At 47.5% G+C, this 22,393-nt stretch carries 18 protein-coding genes; 7 read left to right on the plus strand and 11 right to left on the minus strand.

The genetic code is table 11. From position 1 onward, the window contains the following. Positions 1–2 precede the first annotated feature (2 nt). Positions 3–977: a hypothetical protein gene (locus tag GQF01_RS28390; RefSeq protein ID WP_161410312.1), complete on the plus strand. Its 975-nt coding sequence runs from the start codon at positions 3–5 to the stop codon at positions 975–977. 94 nt (positions 978–1,071) lie between these two features. On the opposite strand, the gene GQF01_RS28395 is transcribed toward GQF01_RS28390, so the two are convergent. From GQF01_RS28395 to GQF01_RS28425, 7 genes are read right to left on the minus strand one after another with little or no spacing between them, the layout of a single operon-like run. Then, positions 1,072–1,278, minus strand: a complete 207-nt coding sequence (locus GQF01_RS28395; protein WP_161410313.1) for a hypothetical protein — start codon at positions 1,276–1,278, stop codon at positions 1,072–1,074. A 12-nt stretch (positions 1,279–1,290) separates the two neighbouring features. Beyond that, positions 1,291–2,307 carry a CotS family spore coat protein gene (locus tag GQF01_RS28400; RefSeq protein WP_161410314.1) on the minus strand — a complete coding sequence of 339 codons (1,017 nt, stop codon included), beginning with the start codon at positions 2,305–2,307 and terminating at the stop codon, positions 1,291–1,293. Beyond that, a complete protein-coding gene (locus GQF01_RS28405) occupies positions 2,297–3,346 on the minus strand; it encodes a CotS family spore coat protein (protein ID WP_161410315.1) in 1,050 nt (349 codons plus the stop codon). Before GQF01_RS28405 ends, GQF01_RS28400 begins: the two co-directional genes overlap by 11 nt. A gap of 32 nt (positions 3,347–3,378) precedes the next feature. After that, positions 3,379–4,533, minus strand: coding sequence for a glycosyltransferase family 4 protein (locus GQF01_RS28410; RefSeq protein WP_161410316.1), 1,155 nt, complete (start codon positions 4,531–4,533; stop codon positions 3,379–3,381). Positions 4,534–4,535: 2 nt separating this feature from the next. Next, on the minus strand, positions 4,536–6,494 hold the full coding sequence (locus tag GQF01_RS28415) for a DUF707 domain-containing protein (protein WP_161410317.1): 1,959 nt from the start codon (positions 6,492–6,494) through the stop codon (positions 4,536–4,538). A gap of 27 nt (positions 6,495–6,521) precedes the next feature. Further along, positions 6,522–7,388, minus strand: coding sequence for a UTP--glucose-1-phosphate uridylyltransferase GalU (galU, locus tag GQF01_RS28420; protein WP_161410318.1), 867 nt, complete (start codon positions 7,386–7,388; stop codon positions 6,522–6,524). Positions 7,389–7,431: 43 nt separating this feature from the next. Then, positions 7,432–8,757 (minus strand): UDP-glucose dehydrogenase family protein, encoded by a 1,326-nt coding sequence (locus tag GQF01_RS28425; protein ID WP_161410319.1) that lies wholly within the window; start codon positions 8,755–8,757, stop codon positions 7,432–7,434. 260 nt (positions 8,758–9,017) lie between these two features. Between GQF01_RS28425 and GQF01_RS28430 the strand changes: the two genes are divergently transcribed. From GQF01_RS28430 to GQF01_RS28455, 6 genes are read left to right on the plus strand one after another with little or no spacing between them, the layout of a single operon-like run. Further along, positions 9,018–9,788 (plus strand): glycosyltransferase family 8 protein, encoded by a 771-nt coding sequence (locus tag GQF01_RS28430; protein WP_161410320.1) that lies wholly within the window; start codon positions 9,018–9,020, stop codon positions 9,786–9,788. Positions 9,789–9,819: 31 nt separating this feature from the next. Next, positions 9,820–10,941 (plus strand): UDP-galactopyranose mutase, encoded by a 1,122-nt coding sequence (gene glf / locus GQF01_RS28435; RefSeq protein ID WP_161410321.1) that lies wholly within the window; start codon positions 9,820–9,822, stop codon positions 10,939–10,941. A 25-nt stretch (positions 10,942–10,966) separates the two neighbouring features. Beyond that, on the plus strand, positions 10,967–11,743 hold the full coding sequence (locus GQF01_RS28440) for a hypothetical protein (protein WP_161410322.1): 777 nt from the start codon (positions 10,967–10,969) through the stop codon (positions 11,741–11,743). A gap of 11 nt (positions 11,744–11,754) precedes the next feature. Continuing rightward, on the plus strand, positions 11,755–12,534 hold the full coding sequence (locus tag GQF01_RS28445) for a hypothetical protein (protein ID WP_161410323.1): 780 nt from the start codon (positions 11,755–11,757) through the stop codon (positions 12,532–12,534). Between the two features lie 13 nt (positions 12,535–12,547). Beyond that, the gene (locus GQF01_RS28450; RefSeq protein ID WP_161410324.1) at positions 12,548–13,318 is read left to right on the plus strand and encodes a hypothetical protein; all 771 of its coding nucleotides are present in this window, start codon (positions 12,548–12,550) and stop codon (positions 13,316–13,318) included. Positions 13,319–13,343: 25 nt separating this feature from the next. Next, positions 13,344–14,309: a GDP-mannose 4,6-dehydratase gene (locus GQF01_RS28455; RefSeq protein WP_161410325.1), complete on the plus strand. Its 966-nt coding sequence runs from the start codon at positions 13,344–13,346 to the stop codon at positions 14,307–14,309. Between the two features lie 535 nt (positions 14,310–14,844). Here the strand turns inward: GQF01_RS28455 and GQF01_RS28460 are convergent. The 4 genes from GQF01_RS28460 to GQF01_RS28475 form a co-directional block, all read right to left on the minus strand. Then, positions 14,845–15,129 carry a hypothetical protein gene (locus GQF01_RS28460; RefSeq protein ID WP_161410326.1) on the minus strand — a complete coding sequence of 95 codons (285 nt, stop codon included), beginning with the start codon at positions 15,127–15,129 and terminating at the stop codon, positions 14,845–14,847. A gap of 27 nt (positions 15,130–15,156) precedes the next feature. Further along, the gene (locus tag GQF01_RS28465; RefSeq protein WP_161410327.1) at positions 15,157–16,299 is read right to left on the minus strand and encodes a glycosyltransferase family 4 protein; all 1,143 of its coding nucleotides are present in this window, start codon (positions 16,297–16,299) and stop codon (positions 15,157–15,159) included. Positions 16,300–16,325: 26 nt separating this feature from the next. Next, a complete protein-coding gene (locus GQF01_RS28470) occupies positions 16,326–17,459 on the minus strand; it encodes a glycosyltransferase family 4 protein (RefSeq protein WP_161410328.1) in 1,134 nt (377 codons plus the stop codon). A gap of 153 nt (positions 17,460–17,612) precedes the next feature. Beyond that, positions 17,613–22,370: a WIAG-tail domain gene (locus GQF01_RS28475; RefSeq protein WP_161410329.1), complete on the minus strand. Its 4,758-nt coding sequence runs from the start codon at positions 22,368–22,370 to the stop codon at positions 17,613–17,615. Between the last annotated feature and the right edge of the window lie 23 nt (positions 22,371–22,393).

Here is a 22,393-nt window from a genome sequence, read left to right on the forward strand (position 1 = left end):
CAATGGATATGACACGTACTCACATACATGAACTGACTCACAAAAGATTGGTCATTATCGTAATTGCTCACGAAAACGAACAGGTATTGGCGGCACAGGTTGAAAATATTCATTATTTTAACCCTGAAGCCGGCATTCTTCTCTACAACGGCGGACATAATCCCGACTTCGGAAAAAACGTGAATATATGGTCCTTTCCACACAGCCACCCCTTAAAGGCTGGAATTATCGCACCAGCGATGTGGGAAATCATGAACTGGCTGGAGGAACTCGGCGCCGGCTATGAATATCTCATGTCGCTGGATCATGATGTTTTGTTTGTTAAACACGGGTTTCAACCCTTCTTAGATGAAATTATGGCGGAGTCCGACAGCATGGGCTGGAGGCTGGAAAACAACAGGGATCATGATTTCTCCCTTCCTGTACGAAACATGAAAAACGAATGGCATCTATGGCAGCCTGTCTTTCGGACAGACGGATTTCTGACTTACTTTAACCCCGGTCAGGTCTACAGGCATGATATCGTCAGACGCATGCTCGCCCATGTGGACCATGCCTCCGTAAATCACCTGCTCAGCATATCGGAAGCTGTTGCCTTAGAAGAAGTTTTCTTCGTTACGCTGGCTATGGCCTGCGGTGGCAGAGTTAGGGAATACCCCGAGGGAACCAAGTACAATGATATGGTTCGATGGGGCGAAAACATCACATTCGAGAGCGTTCAGCAGCATCGAGATCATCCCTATTTCTATTGGATCCATCCAGTAAAAGGGGATAAACTGCTAGAAATGAATCAACAACTTCTCCCTAAACCTGAACCAATGGCAAGTGTCCCTCCCGCTCCTCACCTTGCTGTTCCAAGAAGAAAAAGAATCAAGTGCAAGAAGCTTCTGAAGCGAGCCTTTCCTCGAAGACGAGTCAAACGGCGTAAAATCAAGTTCGGACTACACAGCCGGAACAAAACGAAAAAGCTGACCTAAAAGCAGCTGCGCCCTAAATCGGTGACAAAGCAAAAAGCGGCCAAATCAAAAAAGAGGACGAAGAGAGGGATAGTCCCTCGCTCCGTCCTCTTAGCTATTTGTCCACCCATTCAATCCCGATTGTCAATTTGTTTGCTCCCAGATCGCGTTTATGACTCACTTTAAACTCCATATCTACATCTGGCAAAGTGATTTGATTGCCTCTTATAACAAGGTTATCTGCCGTTACTTGATCAGCAATTTTTCTTAGCAGTTCAGCAAACTGCAACCCCCGACCGACAAATTCCTCTTCAGATCTCATCATGATCCCTCCTTAGAACCCCTTGATCAGTTTCTTAAGAACAGGCAGCTTCTCCATTTCAAATGTAACAATCTTGTTCAGTTTTTTTTCATCCCCTGGCTCGCCTTTTTTGAAAGGCGATTTCACATAACCATAATGCTTATGCGGAAAAAGCAAATCAATATAAAGCACCTGCATTTGCTCAGGTGTGAATGGTAGAACAGCTTCATAATAGCTCATGCACCGTTTCAGCTCATCGGCATCCCAACGACCAAGCTCTTCCATGCGCTTCGTTAGAAGCTTCCGGATATCACGCAGAGGAATATCGTACGTCAAATTATCCAAGTCCAGCACGCATACGCCTCGATTCGTCTCAATCGCATTCCCTTTGCCGTAATCCTGGTGGCACATGTAACCGTAATTACCGATGTCGGCTACCCAGTCCGCATAGCAGGACGCTTCCAGCAGCTTCATGGCATGGCTCGCCATCTGAATCATAGCGTCACCTGTTTTTACATAAGTCTGATGAAAAAGCGTTTTTCCTTGAGCAGCTTGTGCTTTCCACTCATTGAGTTCCTCATACATCCCGCTATAATGACTGGGCCATACCCCCATCCGGTTATAGACCTCACAATCGTCAGGGGGGATAAACCCTACGGTATCTTTATGGAATTGAGCGAGCCCCTTGAGCCCCGTGTAGAGATGCTCAGGAACACGATCCATCTCCAGATCGCTTCCTTCCACCCACGCGTACAGAACCAATGCATAGCCTTCATGGACGAAATACAGCTGGCCGTCCTTCGTTGGAAGAATACCCGCAACAATGGCTCCTTTTTGGTAAAGATAAGTCTGCGCTGCTGTCGTGAACTTAACGATCGGAATTGACTTCCGTATTCGTTTCAGACAAACGGTTCCTACAGAAGTTTCCAGCTTCCATATGGTTTTGATGCCACCGCTTTGAATAACCTGGATGTGTTTAATCACTATCTGTGGATAATTTTCTGCCATGAGACGTTTCCCCAAATTAAGCTCTTCTTGACTAGGAACCACGTTTAACCACCTCATCGAGTCGGGCAAGGAACGATTTCAACACCGTATTTTTACTCAGCTCGGTACTAATCATATCTTTTAAACGGACGATATGTTTGTCAACGGTCCATTGGTCCTCGCGATTTTCATAATATTTAGACACTTGTCCATAGAATAAATGGGGAAACTGTATATCTGCTGCTAGAATCATATATTGTTCTTTCGTTAAGGGATTGACTTGCTGGTAAAACTTCATCATTTTGAGCATCATTGGAAGATTCCAACTGGTGCCTTTCTTCATAACCTTGTTTAATATTTTCCTCATATCACGCACAGGCAAATCTACTGTCAATGAATCCATATCATATACGTAGAGCTTTCCATCTTTACCTACAACCAGATTACCCGCAGCAAAATCTTGATGGCACAGTGTTTTGGTAATCTCCGTTTCCTTCACCCACTGTTCAAAATAGGGTTGATTCAGCGTCGTAAGCGCTGTTTGCGCTTGCTGCACGAAGTTATCCACATTTGCCAGAAATACACGGTCAAATTCATTTTTATTTTTAACCTGCTGGCGCTGCTCTTTCCAGGCCTTCAGGCGCTCCATTCTTGTTTGCAAATCTGATTTCCATTTCGTCAACAGGTAGGAAGGGTAGAAACCATTGGGAGATTCGATTCCCCTTGATGCTCGGTGGAAAGTAGCCATTCCTTTTAACATGAGAGATAAATCACTATCATTGTCATACTCCGGCGAGTGTCCGTATACGGTTTCAAAAACGACGAAGTATTCCCCATTTAGCTTCACATAACCTTGGCCAGAACTAGTTTTGATTACAGCCGGTGTATGAACGCCGTTGGATTTGAGATAGTTAATGGCATGGAGCATGAAATCAATATGAGTTTCGTCGAATGGAACCTTTTTCATAATTAATTCACCCATGTCGGTTTGGATGGACCAGACTGCTTTTTTCCCTTTAAATGATAAGAGGTAAATATTTTTCACCTTCAAAGGATAGTGCGTCACAACCTTCTTCACTACGTCCGAAAAAGTAGTATCCATGCTGACACCTCCGTAGATGTATGGCTTTAAGCTCATTTACTTTTATCTGGGGCGTATAAGCTCTCAAGCCGTTTAGCCGCATGCTCGAAACCAAAGTTGCTTTCTACAACCGCTCTGCCTGCTTTTCCTAAACGAAGCGCTTCGGCAGGATTGGCTATCAGAAAAGTAATCGCCTTTACGAATGCCCCTGGATTACTATAATCCTCGATTACAATACCGTTAGCATTCTGTTTAATAATTTCAGCATTCCCTCCGCGATTCGTTGTAATGACGGGAAGTCCCGCACCCATCGCTTCAAAATGAACTCTAGCCAGAGGCTCTTGCCACTGCGAAGAGCAAACGAAAATATCTCCAAGTAAATAATGGACGGGAATCTCGTTAGGTGGAACAAATCCTGTAAAGACGACCCGGTCTCCAAGCGATTTGGCCAGCTGACGAAGGCTTGCTCCGTACTCATCCAACTGCTCATTATGAAACCATTTACTGCCAATAATGACGAGCACAACATCTTTATGGGTTCTGCTTACCTGTTCGACGGCTTTGATCAGAACGTCAGGACCTTTCGTTTTACTCAAACGTCCTACGAACAAGATGACCTTCTTGTTTTCAACTCCAAATTTTTTGCGGAGTCCCTTCCGAAGGTCCTGCGCCTCAGGTGTCCAGATTGGCCTATAATGCTCCAAGTTGATACCCGAGTAAACGGTCTTTACTTTTCCCTTGGCCGAGGGAAAACGGCTGGTAATCGTTTGGCCGATATAATTGGAGATCGACATAATCTTATCGACTGTTTTGATAACCGAACGTCCAACTTCCGTCGTAATTTTTCCTTCTCGGAACATTTCATTATGGCAGCTGACTACAAAACGTGCGTTCGACATGGCTGCTTTATACACAGGTACATTTTTGGGACGGTTAAATACATGGATGACATCATACTTTTGGTTGTTAGCGCGCTGTTTGCTCAGCTCCTTGGCAACGCCGTTCACATAATCCTCACGAGGAATCCGTATATATCTGACTCCGTCAACCACTTCCCGATTGGGAAGATCGGGGTCCGTAATGCAGAAAATCGTGAGATCATGCCTACTGCCAATATGCGGGGTGACGCCATTGATTAGAATCTGAATGGCGCCACCCCTAATAGGCGGAACGGTAAGCATTTCAGTGCAAATAAATGCAAGCTTCATCTTTACCACTCCAATCGGTATTTCTTAATGGAGGTTCGTTCTGCTACTCCTTTAGGCTTACGTACCTCCTTTTTGCGAAACCTGCTCCATATTGTCGGCTGGGGCTTAGTCCGGCCTCCTCCAATAACTGGAGCTGCAACTGGAAGTTTCTTCATGCCTGGATTAGGCTGAATACGCTTCTTCACTGTTTTCGTCTTCTTAGGAATGACCGTTTTAATCGTCTTAATTGTCTTAATTGTCTTAACCGCCTTCACTCTTTTCTTCAGGAGCGGTGTTTTATTGGTTAGCACGCTCTTCCTCTTCCCCTCTGCTTTTTTCAGTATTGGCTTCTTCCTTGGAAGCAGCCTTTTCTTAGAAGCAGTGTGCTTCCTCCCTGTCAATCGACGCTGCACTTGCGGAACAGGACTCAGCTGCGGCTGCGGCGCTGGTTGTGGTTGTGGCGGATTCGGATCCACATAAGGAATATCTCCAGCCATCAGCTGATTGTGCAGGTGAAGAAGCCGATCCCCTTTGACAGGATGGATCGTATAATACATGTAATGATGCATAGCCGCATGCGCTTCATTCTGCTCAATTTGGTGCTCATGCCGCATCACGTTCAATCGCTCGTCACGTGGAAATTCACGGCATTTCCCACCTAGTGCTTTAACGAATGTGACAAAGAAAAATTCCTCCAATGCCACAACCTGGCTCTCTGAGAGCCATTGATCAACCAAAGAGACATCCGCAGCTTCAAGCATCTTCTTAACAATGCCACGCCGGTAAACCTGTGTTGGGTTAAAGTAGCGGACGAAGTGATCGGTTTGGAACAAGGAACCCCAACGCCCCCATTCTTTCCACATCGTCTGCTTATTCATGTTGTCTGCATCGCTTACGCTCCGGCTGGTTTGCATATCCCATCCCATGCAGTCGTAACCTCGCATCGTTTGGTCCAGATAACCTTCAAAGCCAGGCTTCACGAAGAGCATATCATCGTCAAGATTCACCAAATATTCGTAGTTCACCTGATGCTCATCGAGCCACTTCATTACGTCCCACAGAAAGGGAGCCAAGTGCCCCCAAGTCAAGTGGCGGCTGTACTCGCAGAGGGCCGCATTCAAGCCTTTCCCGAATTGGCTGTCTTCGCCTCCGTTATAGAGCACAATGCCCGCTTCCGGGTTGAATTTACGAATATTTTCAATCTGTGCGGCAAGAACATGCTGATCTTTGTGAGCCAGCAGCGCGAACATGACGCGCTTGCTCTTTGGCTTGCCGCCATAATGGGTCATCCGGAAGTTAACGGCTGCATCATACTCGGCAGTGATTCGGTACAAATCGTCCCACTGGGAGCCTGATATATTTTTATAGAGTTCGCCGCCTCCGACACGTCTCGTATGTTTGACAGCGACCTCATCGATAATGGCTAATTTCTGATGGGGATAACCCAGTACCTTAGGCCAAACAAAATCAAGGCCCCAGCCCGACTCACTCTTTTCAAACGTAGGCAGCAGCATCTTGAATGTCTCTCTGGAGTACAGAGGAACCATCGGTTCGATAAACTGGGAATATCGCAAATAATAATTACTATTTTGCAGCGTGATCCCATGTCCATAATAGGAGTCCCGTGTTAAGCTCGGCTGTGCCAGCTCCAGACCTTGCTCCATGAAGATCTCAAACATGCGATGAATGTCATAAGCATTCGCCCTTATATCATCGTCAGGCATCCAGATCGCATCATAGTGGTAGATCCCATCCCCAAAGGCTTCGACCGTATCCTTCACCGTAGGCCATTTCAACCCTGGAATTTCATGATAGAAGTCGCAATCATCCACATACCTTTGTGGCGTAGTACCGAAATAACTAAGACAAAGATCGAAGTTTTTATACTCCGCAGGCTGCAGCCATTGTTGATGGATAGAGGTATCGCCCACTCTGCCGATTACAAGAAACCTCTTGTCACCTTTGACTTCAAATCGTGTCATTTCGCTCGCTCCTTTTTAAGCCAATCGTTATTTCCTTTCAATAAACCGTATATAGTCCATGATAGGCTGTCTCAAGTCTTCTCGCTGCACAGCAATATCAAGAATCGCTTTCACGTAACCTAGATGATCTCCAACATCGTGCCAGATGCCGTTAATCTCACAAGCATGAACCGCCTCTTGCTCATTCAGCTTCGAAATCGCATCGGTCAGCTGGATTTCTTGCCCGACACCTGGCTCCTGTGCTTCCAAAATATCGAAAATAGCGGGAGTCAAAATATACCGGCCAATCATTGCGAGATTAGACGGGGCTTCTTGAGGTTTCGGCTTTTCCACAAGCTTCGTAATATTGTAGAAACGGTCGAACAACAACTGAGCATCAATGATGCCATAGCTCGAAACATCCTTCGGATTGACTGGCTGCACACCGATAATCGATGTTTTGTACCGGTCGAAATAGTCCATCATCTGCTTCAAGCAGGGAACACCGGACTGTACGAACGTATCGCCAAGCAGCACGGCAAACGGCTCATCATTAATAAACTTCCTTGCGCACCAGATGGCGTGACCTAAGCCCTTCGGTTCTTTTTGGCGGATATAGTGGATATCAATCAGTTGAGCCGGCTCCTGCACCTTCTCCAGCATTCTCAGCTTGCCTTTTTGCTGCAGATGGTACTCTAACTCAAAAGCGTTGTCGAAGTGGTCCTCCAGCGCACGCTTGCCTTTTCCTGTCACAATGATGATATCCTCAATGCCTGAAGCAACCGCTTCCTCCACGATAAATTGAATCGTAGGTTTATCGATGATCGGCAGCAATTCTTTTGGCATCGCTTTGGTTGCCGGCAAGAACCGGGTGCCCAGACCTGCTGCAGGAATTATTGCTTTCCGAACCTTCATAATGATCATCATCCTTCTGTGTGAATTGGGATAGGATGAACGATCACTTCATCCTACCGATGCTTTGATACACGAATCCCTCTTCTTTCATCATGTAAGGATTGAATAAATTTCTTCCATCAAAAATGACCGCCTGCTTCAGCAAACTCTTAATTCGGCCTAGATCAGCCGATCGGTACTGCTTCCACTCCGTAAATATCAAGAGTGCATCCGCATCCATAAGTGCTTGATAAGGCCCTGTGAAATAGGTGATATTCTCCTCGCCTAAAGCCTGGTACGCATTCTGCAGAGCGACAGGGTCGTGAACTTGAATCTGAACCCCGCGTTTTCTCAGCTGTTCAATGGTCTCAATGGACGGCGCTTCACGAATATCATCGGTTTCCGGTTTAAAGGACAATCCCCACACGGCCAGCTTAAGTCCCTTCAAATCTTCACCGAAATGGCTTACAACCATCTCAAACAACTTTTTCTTCTGCTTATGGTTGACTTTATCAACGGCTTCCAAGATATGCGTTGGAATGTTTCGCTCCGTGGCACTTTGGATAATAGCCCGTACATCCTTAGGGAAACAAGAGCCCCCGTAGCCAACCCCAGCTGATAAAAAGTAACTGCCAATCCGATGATCGAGCTCCATCCCCTGACGCACCCGTTCAATATCTGCGCCGACCGCTTCGCAAATTCCAGCCATTTCATTCATAAAGCTTATTCGTGTGGCTAACATGGCATTGGAAGCATATTTGGCAAGCTCAGCAGAGGCAATATCCATATGCACAATCGGAAATCCCTTGCTCGTAAGCGGCAAATACAGCTTCTCCATATAGGCCAAGGCTCTGGGGTTGCTGCTGCCGACAACAATTCGGTTAGGGTTCAAGAAGTCATTGACGGCAGCGCCTTCTCTTAAAAATTCCGGATTCGACACAATATCGAATTCCAAATTCGTGAGCCCTCGGTTCTTAAGCTGCTCTTCAATGATGCCTCGTATGCGCTCGCTGCTGCCGATAGGTACCGTTGATTTGGTAATTACGATGGCATAATCTCGGATACTTGCGCCAATCTGCTCTACAGCCTTCATCACATAAGTAAGATCGGCGGACCCATCTTCAGCCGGCGGGGTTCCTACAGCGATGAAAATGAATTGGCTCTGTGCAACAGATTCGCTAATATCAAGCGAAAAGCTTAACCGGCTCTCAAGCACGTTTCGTTCAACCAGCCGCTCCAATCCAGGTTCGTAAATGGGCAATTGTCCGTTTTGCAAGGCGGATATTTTGGTAGGATTATTATCCACACAAATCACTTGATGCCCCATTTCCGCCAAACATGCCCCAACCACGAGTCCTACATAACCAGTTCCAATCATGCAAATCTTCATGGCCGCTCTCCCTTGTTGTGTAGAGTTCACTGACGCTAGCCGCAAGTGCGGGTAGACATTAATCACTGTCATCTTAAAGTGTATGCGTCTTGTCTTATTACAAACTCGGACGGATAACTAACCCCTAGGAAAAATCAACTCTTACCCACCTCAGTCAGCTTTATTCTGCTTTTCGGGACAAACGTACAAACCACCCTTTCCTTCCGGTAATACAAATATCTAGACGGGTAAAAACCAGTGTATACGAAGGAGGATTACGCTTGGAAAGAATCCATATCGTCGTGGCTACCAACAACAAGTACGTGAAACATTTAGCTGTGATGCTTACTTCCTTATTCGAACAGACGAATCGGCCCATCTCCCTCTATGTGATCGACGGCAATCTGTCTAGCGAGAACAAGCAGAAGCTTCATAATGCCTTGAAATCTTTTCAAGTCGAGCTTGCTTTCTTAACAGTGGAAGACGCTCTCTTTCAGGATGTTGTCGTTCGTTATCATTTGAGCAAAGAAACCTACTATCGGATTGCGATTCCAGCCCTCTTGCCGAAGGATGTCCGCAAAGCGCTCTATTTGGACTGTGATCTCATTGTGAAAGAAGATATTGCCAACTTGTGGGATGTAAACATTGAGAAATATCATCTTGGCGCTGTGCAAATCCCTGGGAAAGTGCTTCGTTTCGAGGAGCTTTCCATTCCGGAAAGTACTGGCTATTTTAACGCTGGCGTGCTGCTTATTAACTTGAAGAAGTGGCGAGATAACCAAACCTCGGAGAAAGTTCTACATTATATGAGAAAAAATCCGGAGAAGCTAAAATTCATGGATCAAGACGCATTAAACGCTGTTCTGCACGAGAAATGGCTGAAGCTTGACCCCAAGTGGAACTATCAAGTGCATCGTTCCCATCACCAGCGTTTCGATCCTGCCATCATTCATTACACAACGGATAAAAAACCGTGGAACAGCTGGCATAATCCCAAGTTTAAAGATGAGTATCTCAAATATGCAAAAAAAACCATTTGGAAATTAGACTAGCGGCACAGCCCAACGTTCAGGAGGTCAAGTAATGAAAACAGATTGGTTAATCATTGGCGCGGGCTTTACAGGCGCAACGCTGGCAGAGCGAATTGCCTCCCAACGGGGAGAGAAGGTCCTGATTGTCGATAAAAGAGATCATATTGGCGGTAACTCCTATGACTGTTATGACGAACACGGCATACTGATTCATAAGTACGGCTCCCATACCTTCCATACGAACTCAAGTATGGTTTGGAATTACCTCTCCATGTTTACCCCGTGGCGTCCTTACTTTCATGAAGTGCGCGTGGTTATTGACGGCAAGAAGGTGCCTGTCCCTTTTAATCTCAACTCCATCTACGCCTTATTCCCTCCCAAATATGCAGAAAAGCTGGAAGCGCTGCTGATTGACCATTTCGGTTATGGCGTCAAAGTTCCGATCCTGAAGCTTCGCCAAAGCGCGAGCGGTGAATTAAGTGACTTGGCCGATTATATCTATCAAAACGTATTCTACAAATACACACTGAAACACTGGGAGTTAGATCCGGAACAACTCGCCCCGTCGGTGACTGCAAGAGTACCTGTCTACATCTCACGGGATAACCGTTATTTTCAAGATACCTATCAAGGACTCCCTAAACACGGCTATACGCCTATGTTCAACAAGATGCTCAACCATCCGAACATTAAGACGCTCCTGAATACCGACTACAAAGAGCTCATCGGAGAAATCACGTACCAAAGAATGCTCTACACAGGCCCGATCGATGAATACTTCGACTATATGCACGGACAGCTTCCTTACCGCAGCATGCGCTTTGAATTTGATACGCTGGATAAGGATTATCATCAAGAAGTCGGTACAGTCAACTATCCGCATGAATACGACTACACGCGGGTTCTGGAGCAGAAGCATCTCACTGGTCAGCAATCTCCCAAAACAACCATTTCTTACGTATACCCTGAAACCTATACCATAGGAAAAAATGAACCTTACTATCCAATTCCGCGCGATGAAAACAAAGACCTCTACAGGCTGTACCAAGCAGAAGCCGACAAAATCAAGGATAAGGTGCTCTTTGCGGGAAGGTTGGCCGATTACAAATACTACAATATGGATCAGGCCGTAGCTCGTGCGTTGACACTATTCAACAATGAGATTCAGAAATAACGCATAAGCAAAGGAGGCTGCATTCATGATTTGTATGGCATTGTTAGCCCACCAGGATGAACAAGCATTACGCAATCAAATTCGAAATATTCGTAAATATAATCCCCAGGATGTCCAAATCGTCTTCTACAACGGCGGACAGGACGAGAATTTCGGTAAAAAGGTTTGTGAAGACGAAAAGGTCATGTACTGCCCTTACAGCCGTCCTTTGAAGCAGCGTACCAGCGGTCGATTCTTCTATGATGTCATGAGGTTTCTGGAGGATAAAAAGATTGCTTATGAATACCTGGTTTATTTGGAATACGACATCATGTTCGTCAATTCAGGCTTTCGCGAGTACTTGTTGAGTAAAATGGAAGGCTACGATTGTCTGGTTAAAATACTCCGTAAAGAGGAGGATCCCAAGAAGGCTTCGTGGCCTCCTGCCAAAGACATGTGGAAGGACTGGGAACGGTGGAAGACGGTTTTCGGATCCAATTCTTTCTACCGCACATCCTCTCCAATGTCCGTTTTCCGTCATGGCATTATTAAGCAAATGCTCGCAGGACTGAATAAGAAGCGTCTAGAGCATCTATTTGACACTTCGAGCATTCCTTGTTTAGGTGAAATGTTCTACATTACATTAGTCAAGAAATACGGCGGCAAATGCAAAATTTACGGAGATAACACCAAGCGGTTTCTTAGGTTTCGCCCCTCGATTACACGGAAGGAAATCAAAGAAGCGAAAAGCCGACCTGATGTGATGTTCGTTCACCCCGTAAAAGATGCCGAAGTTCGTGATTGGATTTTTAATCAACCCTAGGAGGCTGGAACATGCTCTGTTTTGCACTATTAGCGCATGCCGATGAAAACGCCCTCTACAAACAAATCCGAAACATTCGCAGATATAATCCGAATAACGTACTCATTGTTTTGTACAACGGCGGACAGGATGCAAACTTCGGCAAAGCCCTTTGCAAAAAAATGAAAGTCATGTACTGCCCATACAGCAGGCCTTTGCAGAAGGGAAAGACGGGACGTTTCTATTATGATGTCATGAGATGGCTGGAAGAGAAGAACGTTAACTACGACTTCCTAGTTTACACCGAATATGATGTGATGTTCGTCAATCACGGATTTGAACGAATGGTCGAGAATGAACTTAGGGACCACGACTGCTTGGTGAAATTGATCCGCCACGAGAAGGATCGGAAGCGTAATTGCTGGATTCCCGGCAAAACGATGTGGAAGGAATGGCACCGCTGGAAGCCCTTCTTCCAGACGGACGATTTCTATGGAACCTTTAATCCGATGCAAGTGTATAGGCGTTCCATCCTTAAGCGGATGTTGGCCATAATCGATACACCTATGCTGGAACAGTTATTTAGCGCTACGAATGTGTATGCTTTAGGCGAGATGCTCTATATTACGTTGGCCAAAAAGTGCGGCGGCCGCTTAAAAGCTTACCCTAAGCCGAGTGTAGATTACCTGCGCGTGTACCATCGCATTCGTCTTGATGACGCCAAAGAAGCCAGTCACAAGTCTGAGGTCATGTTCGTGCACCCGGTCAAGGACGCTGATGTTCGCGACTGGATCTTTAACCTTAAAAAATAAAGGAGGAAGCCGCATGATTTGTTTCGCTCTATTAGCTCACGAGAACGAACCTACGCTTCGCCAACAAATTAGGAATCTTCGCAAATATAACCCGAATGCTTTTATCGTTCTCTATAACGGCGGCATCGACAGGAGCTTCGGCAAAGAGGTATGCCAGAGCGAGCACATCCTCTACTGTCCCTACAGCAGACCCCTGCGCAGAGGACGAACTGGACGATTCTTTTATGACGTCATGAGATGGCTGGAAGATACCCGGATTCCATACGAGTATTTAGTTTATACCGAGTATGATGTGATGTTCATTCACGACGGATTTGAGGCGTTTTTGAGCCATCACATGGAAGGTTATGATTGTTTGGTCGAGGCCCTAAAAACAGAGACGACACCTCACAAAAGCAATTGGACAACAGCACTCGGCATGTGGAAGGAGTGGGGGCTTTGGCAGCCGTTTTTCCAAAGCAACCACTTCTACGGCACGTTCAACCCCATGCAAGTTTATCGGCATCGTCTAGTGAAGAACATGCTGGCTAGAGTGAACAAGCCGCTGTTCGAGCAAATTCTCGCCAAAACGGATGTGTTTGCGCTGGGTGAAATTCTGTATATGACGCTTGCAATGCAGAGCGGAGCCAAGTGCCAAGAGTATCCGGCCAATATCAGGAAGTGCTTCCGCTATCGTCCGAATATTTCCTTGCAAGAAATTCAAGAAGCTTCACAGAAATCAGAAGTCATGTTTGCTCATCCCGTCAAAGACGATTCCGTACGCGCTTGGATAAGCACATTATGATCAAGCAGCCAAGGAGGAAACCATGATGAAACAAAGGATTCTGGTTACCGGGGGTGCGGGGTTCATCGGAAGCCACCTGGTGGACTCACTTCTCTTGGAGGATAACTACGAAGTGCTTGTGATCGATAACTTTGATGACTACTATGATCGCAAAGTGAAGGAGAACAACATCCATAATCACTTGCGCTCACCTAGATACGAACTGGTTGAAGCCGACATTCGGGACAGAGCCGGCATGGACCGTGTGTTCAGCGCATGGAAACCGGACGCCGTTGTCCATCTGGCCGCCAAAGCAGGTGTCCGGCCCTCTCTGGAAATCCCGAGCACCTACGTCGACGTCAATCTTGCGGGCACGGTCAATCTGCTGGACGCATCTGTCAAATACGGCGTTTCCAAATTTGTTTTTGGATCGTCGAGCTCAGTTTACGGCTTGAATGACAAGGTGCCGTTCTCGGAAACCGATCCTACCCTGCTCATCGCCTCCCCTTACGGCGCTACCAAAGCTTCAGGCGAAGCGCTGTGCCGCAGCTATAGCCACTGCTTCGCCTTGCCGATTGTCGCTCTGCGCTTCTTCACCGTATTCGGTCCTCGGCAGCGGCCGGATCTGGCCATTCACCTGTTTGCCAAAAAAATAGCAAAGGGCGAACCCATCTCCCTATTCGGAGACGGCACAACGAGTCGCGATTATACGTATGTAGCCGATATCGTCGCAGGCATTCGCAAATCGATTGATTACGACCATCCCGGCTACGAAGTGTTTAACCTCGGGAACGACCATCCGACTAGTTTGCTGAGCCTTGTCACCGTCTTGGAGAATGCGATGAGCAAGAAGGCAATCATCAACTGGAAGCCGATGCAGATCGGCGATGTCCCACGGACGTGGGCCAATTTCGAAAAAGCGCACACTCTCTTGGGCTACACGCCATCGACGAGCTTAGAGGCGGGCATTGAGCGCTTTGTGCAGTGGCTCCAGGAACAGCCGCTGGTGTAAGATAAGCGAGCCGCGATCTTATTAAACCTTAAAGAAGCTCTCCCTCGGTCATTTGATGACTTCTGGGATAGCTTCTTTTTCTGCGGATTGAGGTCATACGCCTTGACTGAAGCGTTCATCCGACAAACGTGCTTCCTAGTTCACTCGCCCCTTGGAGTTTCCGGGCGCTCGCGAATTCTGGGCGCTCCTTGCTTTGCCAGCGCATGGCGGTGATCAACCCTGGCTGCGCTGCTGAGTAGATCGGTCGTTTGTAGTTAACGCCGATTCCTCCTGCTATTTGCTAAGTTTTTACCGTTTTTGGTGATTAACTGGATTTTCTGGCGTTAAATTCGTCATATCTGACGAATTTGAGGCAGCTACTCATCATTTAGCTGGAGCTTCTCCCGTTAATCCATTCCTTGCTACTGAGCAGCGCAGATTAACGGTAGTTTTTCCATTTATCTTAGCTGCGTACGGCGCATAGAGGAACCTGAGGGCGCTATTCGCGCCCCTCAGGCCTGTTTGACAGATCTTGGGGAACTACAGGGCGTTATTTCTATGTAATTGGCGGAATATCCGCCGATTGTATAGAAATAACGGAACATAGTTCCCCTCCGAGCGTAAAGGCGCATATTTCTCTGAAATAGCGCCCTGTAGTTCCCCAGTCGAGCTGCAACCGCAGATTCTGTTTCTTGCTTCTTGCCTCTGCCCCTGCCTCTGCTCCCGCATCTGCCCCTGCCCCCGCTTCCGCATCCGCCTCTGCCCCTTCGGCCCGCTCCCGTCCCGCAGCTCCCTCAACTGCCCCCAACGCAAAAAGGCCAACCCCAAAGTTGGCCTTCACACAACACATATGCCGCTGTTTTCACCCTCATACATACAATTCTTGCAATCGCTTGGCAACGTGCTGGAACCCATAGTTGCCTTCCACAAAGTTGCGGCCAGCCCTGCCTAACTCATCCGCCTTCGAAGGATTCGTGAAAATGTGGCTAATCGAGTTGGCGAATGCCCACGGATCGGTGTAGGAGCTTATGACGATGCCATTCTTATGGTTCGTTATAATCTCGGCATTTCCCCCGCGATTCGTCGTAATGATCGGGAGGCCCGCTCCCATGGCCTCATAGTGTACTCTAGCCAGCGGCTCCTGCCACTGGGAACTGCAGACGAACACATCTCCTAACAGGTAGATGGAGGGAATTTTGCTCGGAGGCACAAAGTTTGTGAACACAACCCTGTTTTTTCCGAGTGAATTGCCAAGTTTTCGCAAGTTCGATATATAATCGTCTACCCGGTTATCGCTGAACCATTTGCTTCCGACGATGACCAGCACGGCATCATCGTGCTTTTGGATGACTCGCTGCATCGCCCGCAGCAGAACGTCTGCCCCTTTGTTGGCAGAAAGCCGTCCAACGAACAACACAACTTTTTTATTGTCGACGCCGTATTTTCTGCGCAATGCCTTTCTTTCGGCCTGAGCATCTTCGCGCCAGATGGGTTTGTACTGCTCCAGATTAATGCCAGAGTACACCGTTTTCACCTTACTTGCTGCTTCAGGGAAACGGTCCACAATCGTTTTTCCAATGTAGTTGGAGATGGACATGATGTTGTGGGCTATTTTAACCACATTGCGTCCCTTGTCATCCGGCAGTTTCTGTTTGCGAAACATCTCATTATGGCAGCTCAAAACAACTCGGCTCCCAGGCATAGCTTGCTTAATAATAGGTACGTTTAAGGGCCGATTAAACACATGAATGACATCAAAAATCCGATTGTCAGCCCTCAACTTCTTCAACTCACCTGCAACATTCATTTGATAATTATTTTTCGCAACCCGAATATACGTCACGCCTTTTACTACCTCCCGGTCGCGAAGGTCATTGTCTTTTATGCAAAATACCGTTATTTCATGATTTTCTTTTAAATAAGGAATAACGCCATCGATGAAAATTTGAATGGCCCCTCCCCTGATGGAAGGAACGGTTAACATTTCCGTACAAATTAAAGCAATCTTCACCCTGTTCACTCCAGTCGTATACGGTTTCAAGTGGTCTGATATAGATTCGATAGCCGCCGTGCATACTTTTCAAAATTGTAACGATCCGTAATCAACTTCCGGTTCGCGCGTCCTATTTCGACGCGTTTCTCAGGGTTGTTTAATAACTTGATGATAGCCTGTGCATAGGCTTCCGGTTCTCTATAAAGATCAATGATATAACCGTTTCTCTCATTCAAAACAACCTCAGGATTTCCCCCTCGATTCGAGCTGATGATCGGGATGCCGGCTGCCATAGCTTCATACTGAACTCTTGCAAGCGGCTCCTGCCACTGAGAGGGACAAACCAGTATATCGCTCATCGTATAATAGCCCGGGAGCCTGTCTACCGGTATAAAATTGGTAAAATAAATAAAAGAGGACACAGATAAAGCTCTGCTTTGAAGCTTCTTGACATAATTGCTAATAGTCCTGTCACCATACCACTTACTCCCTATGATCACTAGCGCTGTTTTCGGATGCTTTCTGATAACGAGTCTCATGGCATTAATCAGATGATGACACCCTTTTTTTGGGAGCAGCCTGCCGACAAAGAGGACGACATGGTAACCAGGGGGAATACCCAATTCTCTCTTTAGCTTTTCGGCAATCTTTTTACCTTCCATGGTGAAATGAGGCGTAAATCGCTTAGGATCTTCTCCCGTGTAGAGCGTAGTGATTTTGCTGCTGACTGTAGGAATGGCTTTGATAATATCCTCTGCAACGAATTTACTGACGGTAATGAGATGATCAGCTAATTCGAAAGCGTGAAGTGCAGCCTGATCCTGCATTTCGTGATTGATTAGTAAGTTGTGAAGCGATAAATAAACGCGGGCAGTCGGAACTGCTCTCTTCATTTCTTTAACCCAATCCGGTCTATTATATAATTGAACTACGTCAAATAACTGGTTTTCACAGTAGCTCCGCACATCACTGAAATAACTGGATTGATCATAACGAATGAATCTCACACCATTCATCCGTTCATCATTGCTGAACGAAGGATCCTGTATCGAAAATACCGTAACCGAGTGACCCAATCTGCTTAAGTAGGGAGCCATACGATCAACTAATAACTCAATCGCTCCGCTTTTGATCGGTGGACACGGCAGAGAATCTGGGCAGATTAAGGCAATTTTCATGAAAGTCCTCCTTTCTTAGATGAATGCTATTTAGGGTTATTCTCTATCCTATTCTTCAAGACGCATAAGTGATTGTACATATCCAAAAAAAGCTCCGCGAATCACACAAAAAAGGATCACGCCTAGTAGACGCAATCCTTATAAAGGAAGTCATTACCCTTTGGTCCCTATGGAAATCCAGTTAAGAATCCCGTACGCGTCTGGTGAAAAACGGGAACGCACAATGATCATTTGCGCGGAATTCGTTTGTTTTTGTTTGATAACGGCATAACACGAAGGATGACTTGTTGTCGCTGTGATTACATAGTTAACATCTGCATACGGTTCATCAAAGAGCAGCGTTACTTCGACAGTTTCGTCCTGCACTTTTAACTCAAAAGGAACTAGCCCGAATTGCTGCAAAGCCGTCTGCTTAGCCGCAGGAACATGCACAGCGTTAAAGCTAAGCTTGCTCTCATCCACACTACCCGCTGCCAGCTTCGTAGCTTCAATTGTCCCTTCAGCCAAATGTTCCCCCTGAACGGCACCAGCGATGATTTTACTGCTGTCAACACTGTTTGGCGACAGATGGAAGCTGCTAATTGCGCCAAATACCAACTTGCTGCCGTCCACACTGCTTGGTGCCAGTTTGCCGCTATCCACACTGCTGCTCGCCAGTTTGGAACTGTCAATGCTGCCTGCTCCAAGATGGAAAGCACTAATCGAGCCAGGAGCCAGCTTACTGCCATCGATACTGTTTGCTCTAATCTTGGCGCCGTCCATAGCACCCGCTGCCAGATGTTCGCTGCTGACCGAGCCTGCTGCCAGAATGCTGCCATCTATGCTGCCTGCCGCCAGCTTCGAGCCGCTGAGTGCGCCGTCTGCCAAGTGATCTCCCGTCACTGCGCCAAATGCTAATTTACTGCTGTCAACGCTATTCTCAGCCAGTTTGTTGCTATCAATCGCGCCATCCGCGATATGACTGCCATTCACCGCGCCAGTTGTCAATTTGCTACCATCGATACTGCTTGCTTTGAGCTTGGCGCCATCTAAAGCACCTTCCGCCAGATGATCGCTGCTTACCGATCCAGGGGCTAGTTTGGTGCCATCCACGCTGCCAGCGGATAAATGATAGCCGATGATCGCGCTTGGGGCTATCTTGCCGCCGTCAATACTGCCTGCCGCCAGTTTCGCGCCAAATAATGCACCGTCAGCCAAATGATCTCCTGTGACTGCGCCAGGGGACAATTTACTGCTATCTACGCTGTTTGCAGCAAGTTTGCCGCTGTCGATCGCACCATCTACGATATGGCTGCCATTCACGGAACCAGCTGTCAGCTTGCTGCCATCGACGCTGCCGGATGCCAGCTTCACCGCATCCACTACGCCGTCCGCGAGATGAAAGTTGCTCACCGCGCCAGCTACCAGCTTGCTGCCATCCACGCTGCCCGTTGCCAGCTTCACGCTAGTCACTGAGCTGACGCTTAGGTGCTCGCTGTTCACAGCGTTTTCCACGAGTTTGCTGCCGTCCACACTAAGTGCCGCCAGCTTGCTGCCGTTCACTGCGCCTTGTGCGATGTGATCGCTGTTCACTGCACCAGACACCAGCTTGCTGCTGTCCACGCTGCCAGGTGCCAGCTTCGCTCCGCTAATAACTCCGTCAACCAGGTGATCTGTTTTTACAGCGCCGACTGCCAGCTTAGAGCTAACTACACTGCTGTCCGCCAGCTTTGATGCATCAACAATCCCTGCAACTAAATGACTGCGAACTACAGCCCCTTCAGCGAGCTTCGTGGAGTCAATTATACTCTCTGCCAAGTGCTCCCGTTGAATGGCGCTTGGAATGATCTTGCTGCTATCCACGCTGCCTTTCGCAAGCTTGATGCCATCTATCGCCCCATCTACGATGTGCTCATGATTCACAGCTCCTGCGGTCAACTTGCTGCTATCCACGCTGCCCGTCGCGAGCTTCGCCCCATACACCGAGCTATCCGCAAGATGATAGTTGCTGATCGCGCCAAGGCTCAATTTCGTACCATCTACGGAATTTGCCGCCAGATTTTCATTCTCGACCGCACCGGCTGCCAGATGCTCGCTTGCGATAACGCCAAGTCCAAGCTTCGCTCCGGTAACTGCGCCATCAGCCAGCTTATCACCTGTTACGGCACCCGCTGTCAGCTTCGCGCTATCCACGCTTTCCTTCGCCAGCTTCGTGATGGTCACAGCTCCGTCAGCGATATGCTCGCTGCCAATCGCCCGTGCTGCCAGCTTCGCACTGCTGATCGCGCCATCGGCCAAATGCCTTGAGCTGAGCGCACCAGCTACCAGTTTGCTGCCATGGATGCTCTCGTTCGCCAGCTTCGCAGCCGTAATCGCACCGTCAACAATATGCTCGCTGTGAACAGATTTACTAGCAATTTTACGGCCCGTTACGCTGGAATCAGCCAGTTTAGCTTCTGTAACGGCTTGCTCTCCTAGTTTGCCAGTCGTTACGGCTTGCTCCTGCAGAGCTCTCGCTGAGATTGCTCCAGGCTGCAGATGCTGCGCGCCAACTGCGCTATTCGCCAGCTTCTCGTCGGTGACTGCCCCTTTCGCAAGGGTTTCTCCAGTAATGGATTGCTCCATTAACTTCGTTCCATCCAAGCTCCTGTCAGCAAAAATATTAAGAGTAATCGAGCCTTGCGCCAAGTGCTGGGACGAAATCGACCCAGGCTTAAGATGGCTGCCAGCGATACTATTTTCTTGAAGATGACGAGTTTCGATGCTCATGGAAGCAATTTTGGTGCCTGTCACGGCTTCTTCCGCGATTTTGCTTGTCGTGATCGTTTGATCCTGCAAATGCTGAGTCGTAACCGCCTCTTCAGCAATATGATCACGTTCAATCGCAGATTCCCCGATCAGTTCAGCGCCAATTACACCATTCCCGATGTGCTCTGAGCGGATAACGCCTAAGCCCAGCTTCTCACTGGTAACGGCTGCATCAAGCAAGTGTGCAGTTCCAATCGTTCCTAGCGAAACGTGTGTCCCAAGTACCGCCCCTTCTACCAAATGCTCGCTGGCCACGATGCCTTGGTGCAAGTGCTCAGCTGTAATTGAACTTGCTGCGAGCTTATCAGAGGTCACACTGTGCTGCTTCAGCTTCGATGAATCCACACTGCCAGCCGCCAGTAGATCTGTCGTCACAGCTCCCTCTTCCAGTTTGGAAGACGAAATGATCCCATCAGCCAAGTGAACCTGCGTGATTGCCCCTTCGCTTATGTGCCTTTCCTCAATGATACTCTCCGTCAAATGGTTTGATGTAATGGACTGATTTTGCAGTTTCGAACTAGAAATGATGTTATCGGCCAAATGCCAATTTTGAATCACTTGCTGCCGAATATGTTTGCCCTCAACGGTGGCTTCAACCAGCTTCGAGGAAGTGATTGACTCATCCTGCAGCTTTGCATTTGAAATGCTGTCGTTAGCTAGATGCCCGCTCTGAATTGCCTGCTGCTGGATATGTTTTCCTTCAATTGAGCTTTCCACCAGCTTCGAAGAGGTAATGGATTCATCCTGCAGCTTCGCGTTAGAGATGACATTGTCGGCGAGATGCCCGATTTGAATCGCCTTCGGGAGAATATGCTTATCTTCTACCGCATTTGCAGCTAGTTTGGCTGATGTAATGGAGCCATCCTGAATCAGCTTGGTGTGTACTGCACCTTCTGCCAGATGCCCGGATTGAATCACGCCGGAAGCAAGATGCGTGGTTTGGATGGAACCGTCTGCCAAATGCTCCGTGCGGATCGAAGACTTCACGATATGCTTAGCTTCAATCGACAGAGGGGCGATTTTCTGATTCGTAACCGCTTGATTTGCCAGCTTTTCCTCTGTGACCGATGCAGGAGCGATTTTATCCTCCGTGATAACATAATTTTCCAGATGGTAACCATCGATGGCGCCATCAGCGATGTGAGTGGCTTCAATCTGACCTGGCGCAATACTCCGACTCTGGATGCTTCCATCAGCCAAATGGTCGTTAAAAATAACTTTAGACTGGATATGAACGGAGCAAATGCTCTCATTCGCAATCTTTTCTTCGGTAACCGCTTGATCCCTTAACTTATCCGTCGTGATGGCTGCGTCCATTAGCTTGGCGGTATCGATGCTGTAATTGGCGATATGCTTGGCTTGCACAGCACTGCTGCGTATTTTCTCAGCTGTAATCGACTGATCATCAATCAGCTCATTCGTAATGACCAACTCGGATAAATGCTGTGATAAAATGGAACCATCCGCCAATTTAATGGAATTAATCGTTTGATCAGCGAGCTTATCTGCTGTAATGCTGTTATCCAGCAGTTTGCTTCCGGGGATTGATTGATCCTGCATTTTTTCACCAGAGATGCTGTGTGGAGCAATATGTTCATCATGAATGCAGTGACCTGCAATTTTGTCGCGAGTCACGCTAGCCGATGCTAGTTTAGACTGATCGATTGCAAAATCCTTAATAACTTTGGTCCCGATGCTTTGCGGCTTGATCTTACTTTCGTCCACTGAACGACTGGCGATTTTCTCCCATGTTATCGCTTCTTCCACGATATCATCCGTGTACACCACGGGATTTACGAATTTACCTGTTTTACGCTCAGAAAGCAGCAAGAGCGGAGGAGCAGGCACTGCGGTCTGTGATACACTTACCAACGATGTGGGTTTACTCACTTTCGTCGTCTCAACAATCGTGCTTTTCGCAGGTGTTGGTTTGGGCGTTGGCGTTTTGGGAGGGATACTTACTTCCACCTGTGCAACCTTGGGACTTGTTTCCACTTTCTCCTGCTTAACCGGAGCAGGTGAAGGCTGTTCATTATCATCGAGCCATTTCAACTCATTTGTTCGGGAGTTCACTTTTTGCACATAAGGCCTTGCTCTGTTGCTGTTGCTCTTACGCTTACTCATAGACTCCTCTCCATTCCACATAA

Origin of the sequence: Paenibacillus silvestris (assembly GCF_009882985.1) — a bacterium.
GTDB lineage: Bacteria > Bacillota > Bacilli > Paenibacillales > NBRC-103111 > Paenibacillus_E > Paenibacillus_E silvestris.

Excerpts from the sequence above, each read along its gene's own strand:
- GQF01_RS28390 (WP_161410312.1), top strand. The coding sequence starts at position 3 with ATGGATATGACACGTACTCACATACATGAACTGACTCACAAAAGATTG.
- GQF01_RS28395 (WP_161410313.1), bottom strand. The coding sequence starts at position 1,278 with ATGAGATCTGAAGAGGAATTTGTCGGTCGGGGGTTGCAGTTTGCTGAA.
- GQF01_RS28405 (WP_161410315.1), bottom strand. The coding sequence starts at position 3,346 with ATGGATACTACTTTTTCGGACGTAGTGAAGAAGGTTGTGACGCACTAT.
- GQF01_RS28410 (WP_161410316.1), bottom strand. The coding sequence starts at position 4,533 with ATGAAGCTTGCATTTATTTGCACTGAAATGCTTACCGTTCCGCCTATT.
- GQF01_RS28415 (WP_161410317.1), bottom strand. The coding sequence starts at position 6,494 with ATGACACGATTTGAAGTCAAAGGTGACAAGAGGTTTCTTGTAATCGGC.
- galU (WP_161410318.1), bottom strand. The coding sequence starts at position 7,388 with ATGAAGGTTCGGAAAGCAATAATTCCTGCAGCAGGTCTGGGCACCCGG.
- GQF01_RS28425 (WP_161410319.1), bottom strand. The coding sequence starts at position 8,757 with ATGAAGATTTGCATGATTGGAACTGGTTATGTAGGACTCGTGGTTGGG.
- glf (WP_161410321.1), top strand. The coding sequence starts at position 9,820 with ATGAAAACAGATTGGTTAATCATTGGCGCGGGCTTTACAGGCGCAACG.
- GQF01_RS28440 (WP_161410322.1), top strand. The coding sequence starts at position 10,967 with ATGATTTGTATGGCATTGTTAGCCCACCAGGATGAACAAGCATTACGC.
- GQF01_RS28445 (WP_161410323.1), top strand. The coding sequence starts at position 11,755 with ATGCTCTGTTTTGCACTATTAGCGCATGCCGATGAAAACGCCCTCTAC.
- GQF01_RS28450 (WP_161410324.1), top strand. The coding sequence starts at position 12,548 with ATGATTTGTTTCGCTCTATTAGCTCACGAGAACGAACCTACGCTTCGC.
- GQF01_RS28455 (WP_161410325.1), top strand. The coding sequence starts at position 13,344 with ATGAAACAAAGGATTCTGGTTACCGGGGGTGCGGGGTTCATCGGAAGC.
- GQF01_RS28470 (WP_161410328.1), bottom strand. The coding sequence starts at position 17,459 with ATGAAAATTGCCTTAATCTGCCCAGATTCTCTGCCGTGTCCACCGATC.
- GQF01_RS28475 (WP_161410329.1), bottom strand. The coding sequence starts at position 22,370 with ATGAGTAAGCGTAAGAGCAACAGCAACAGAGCAAGGCCTTATGTGCAA.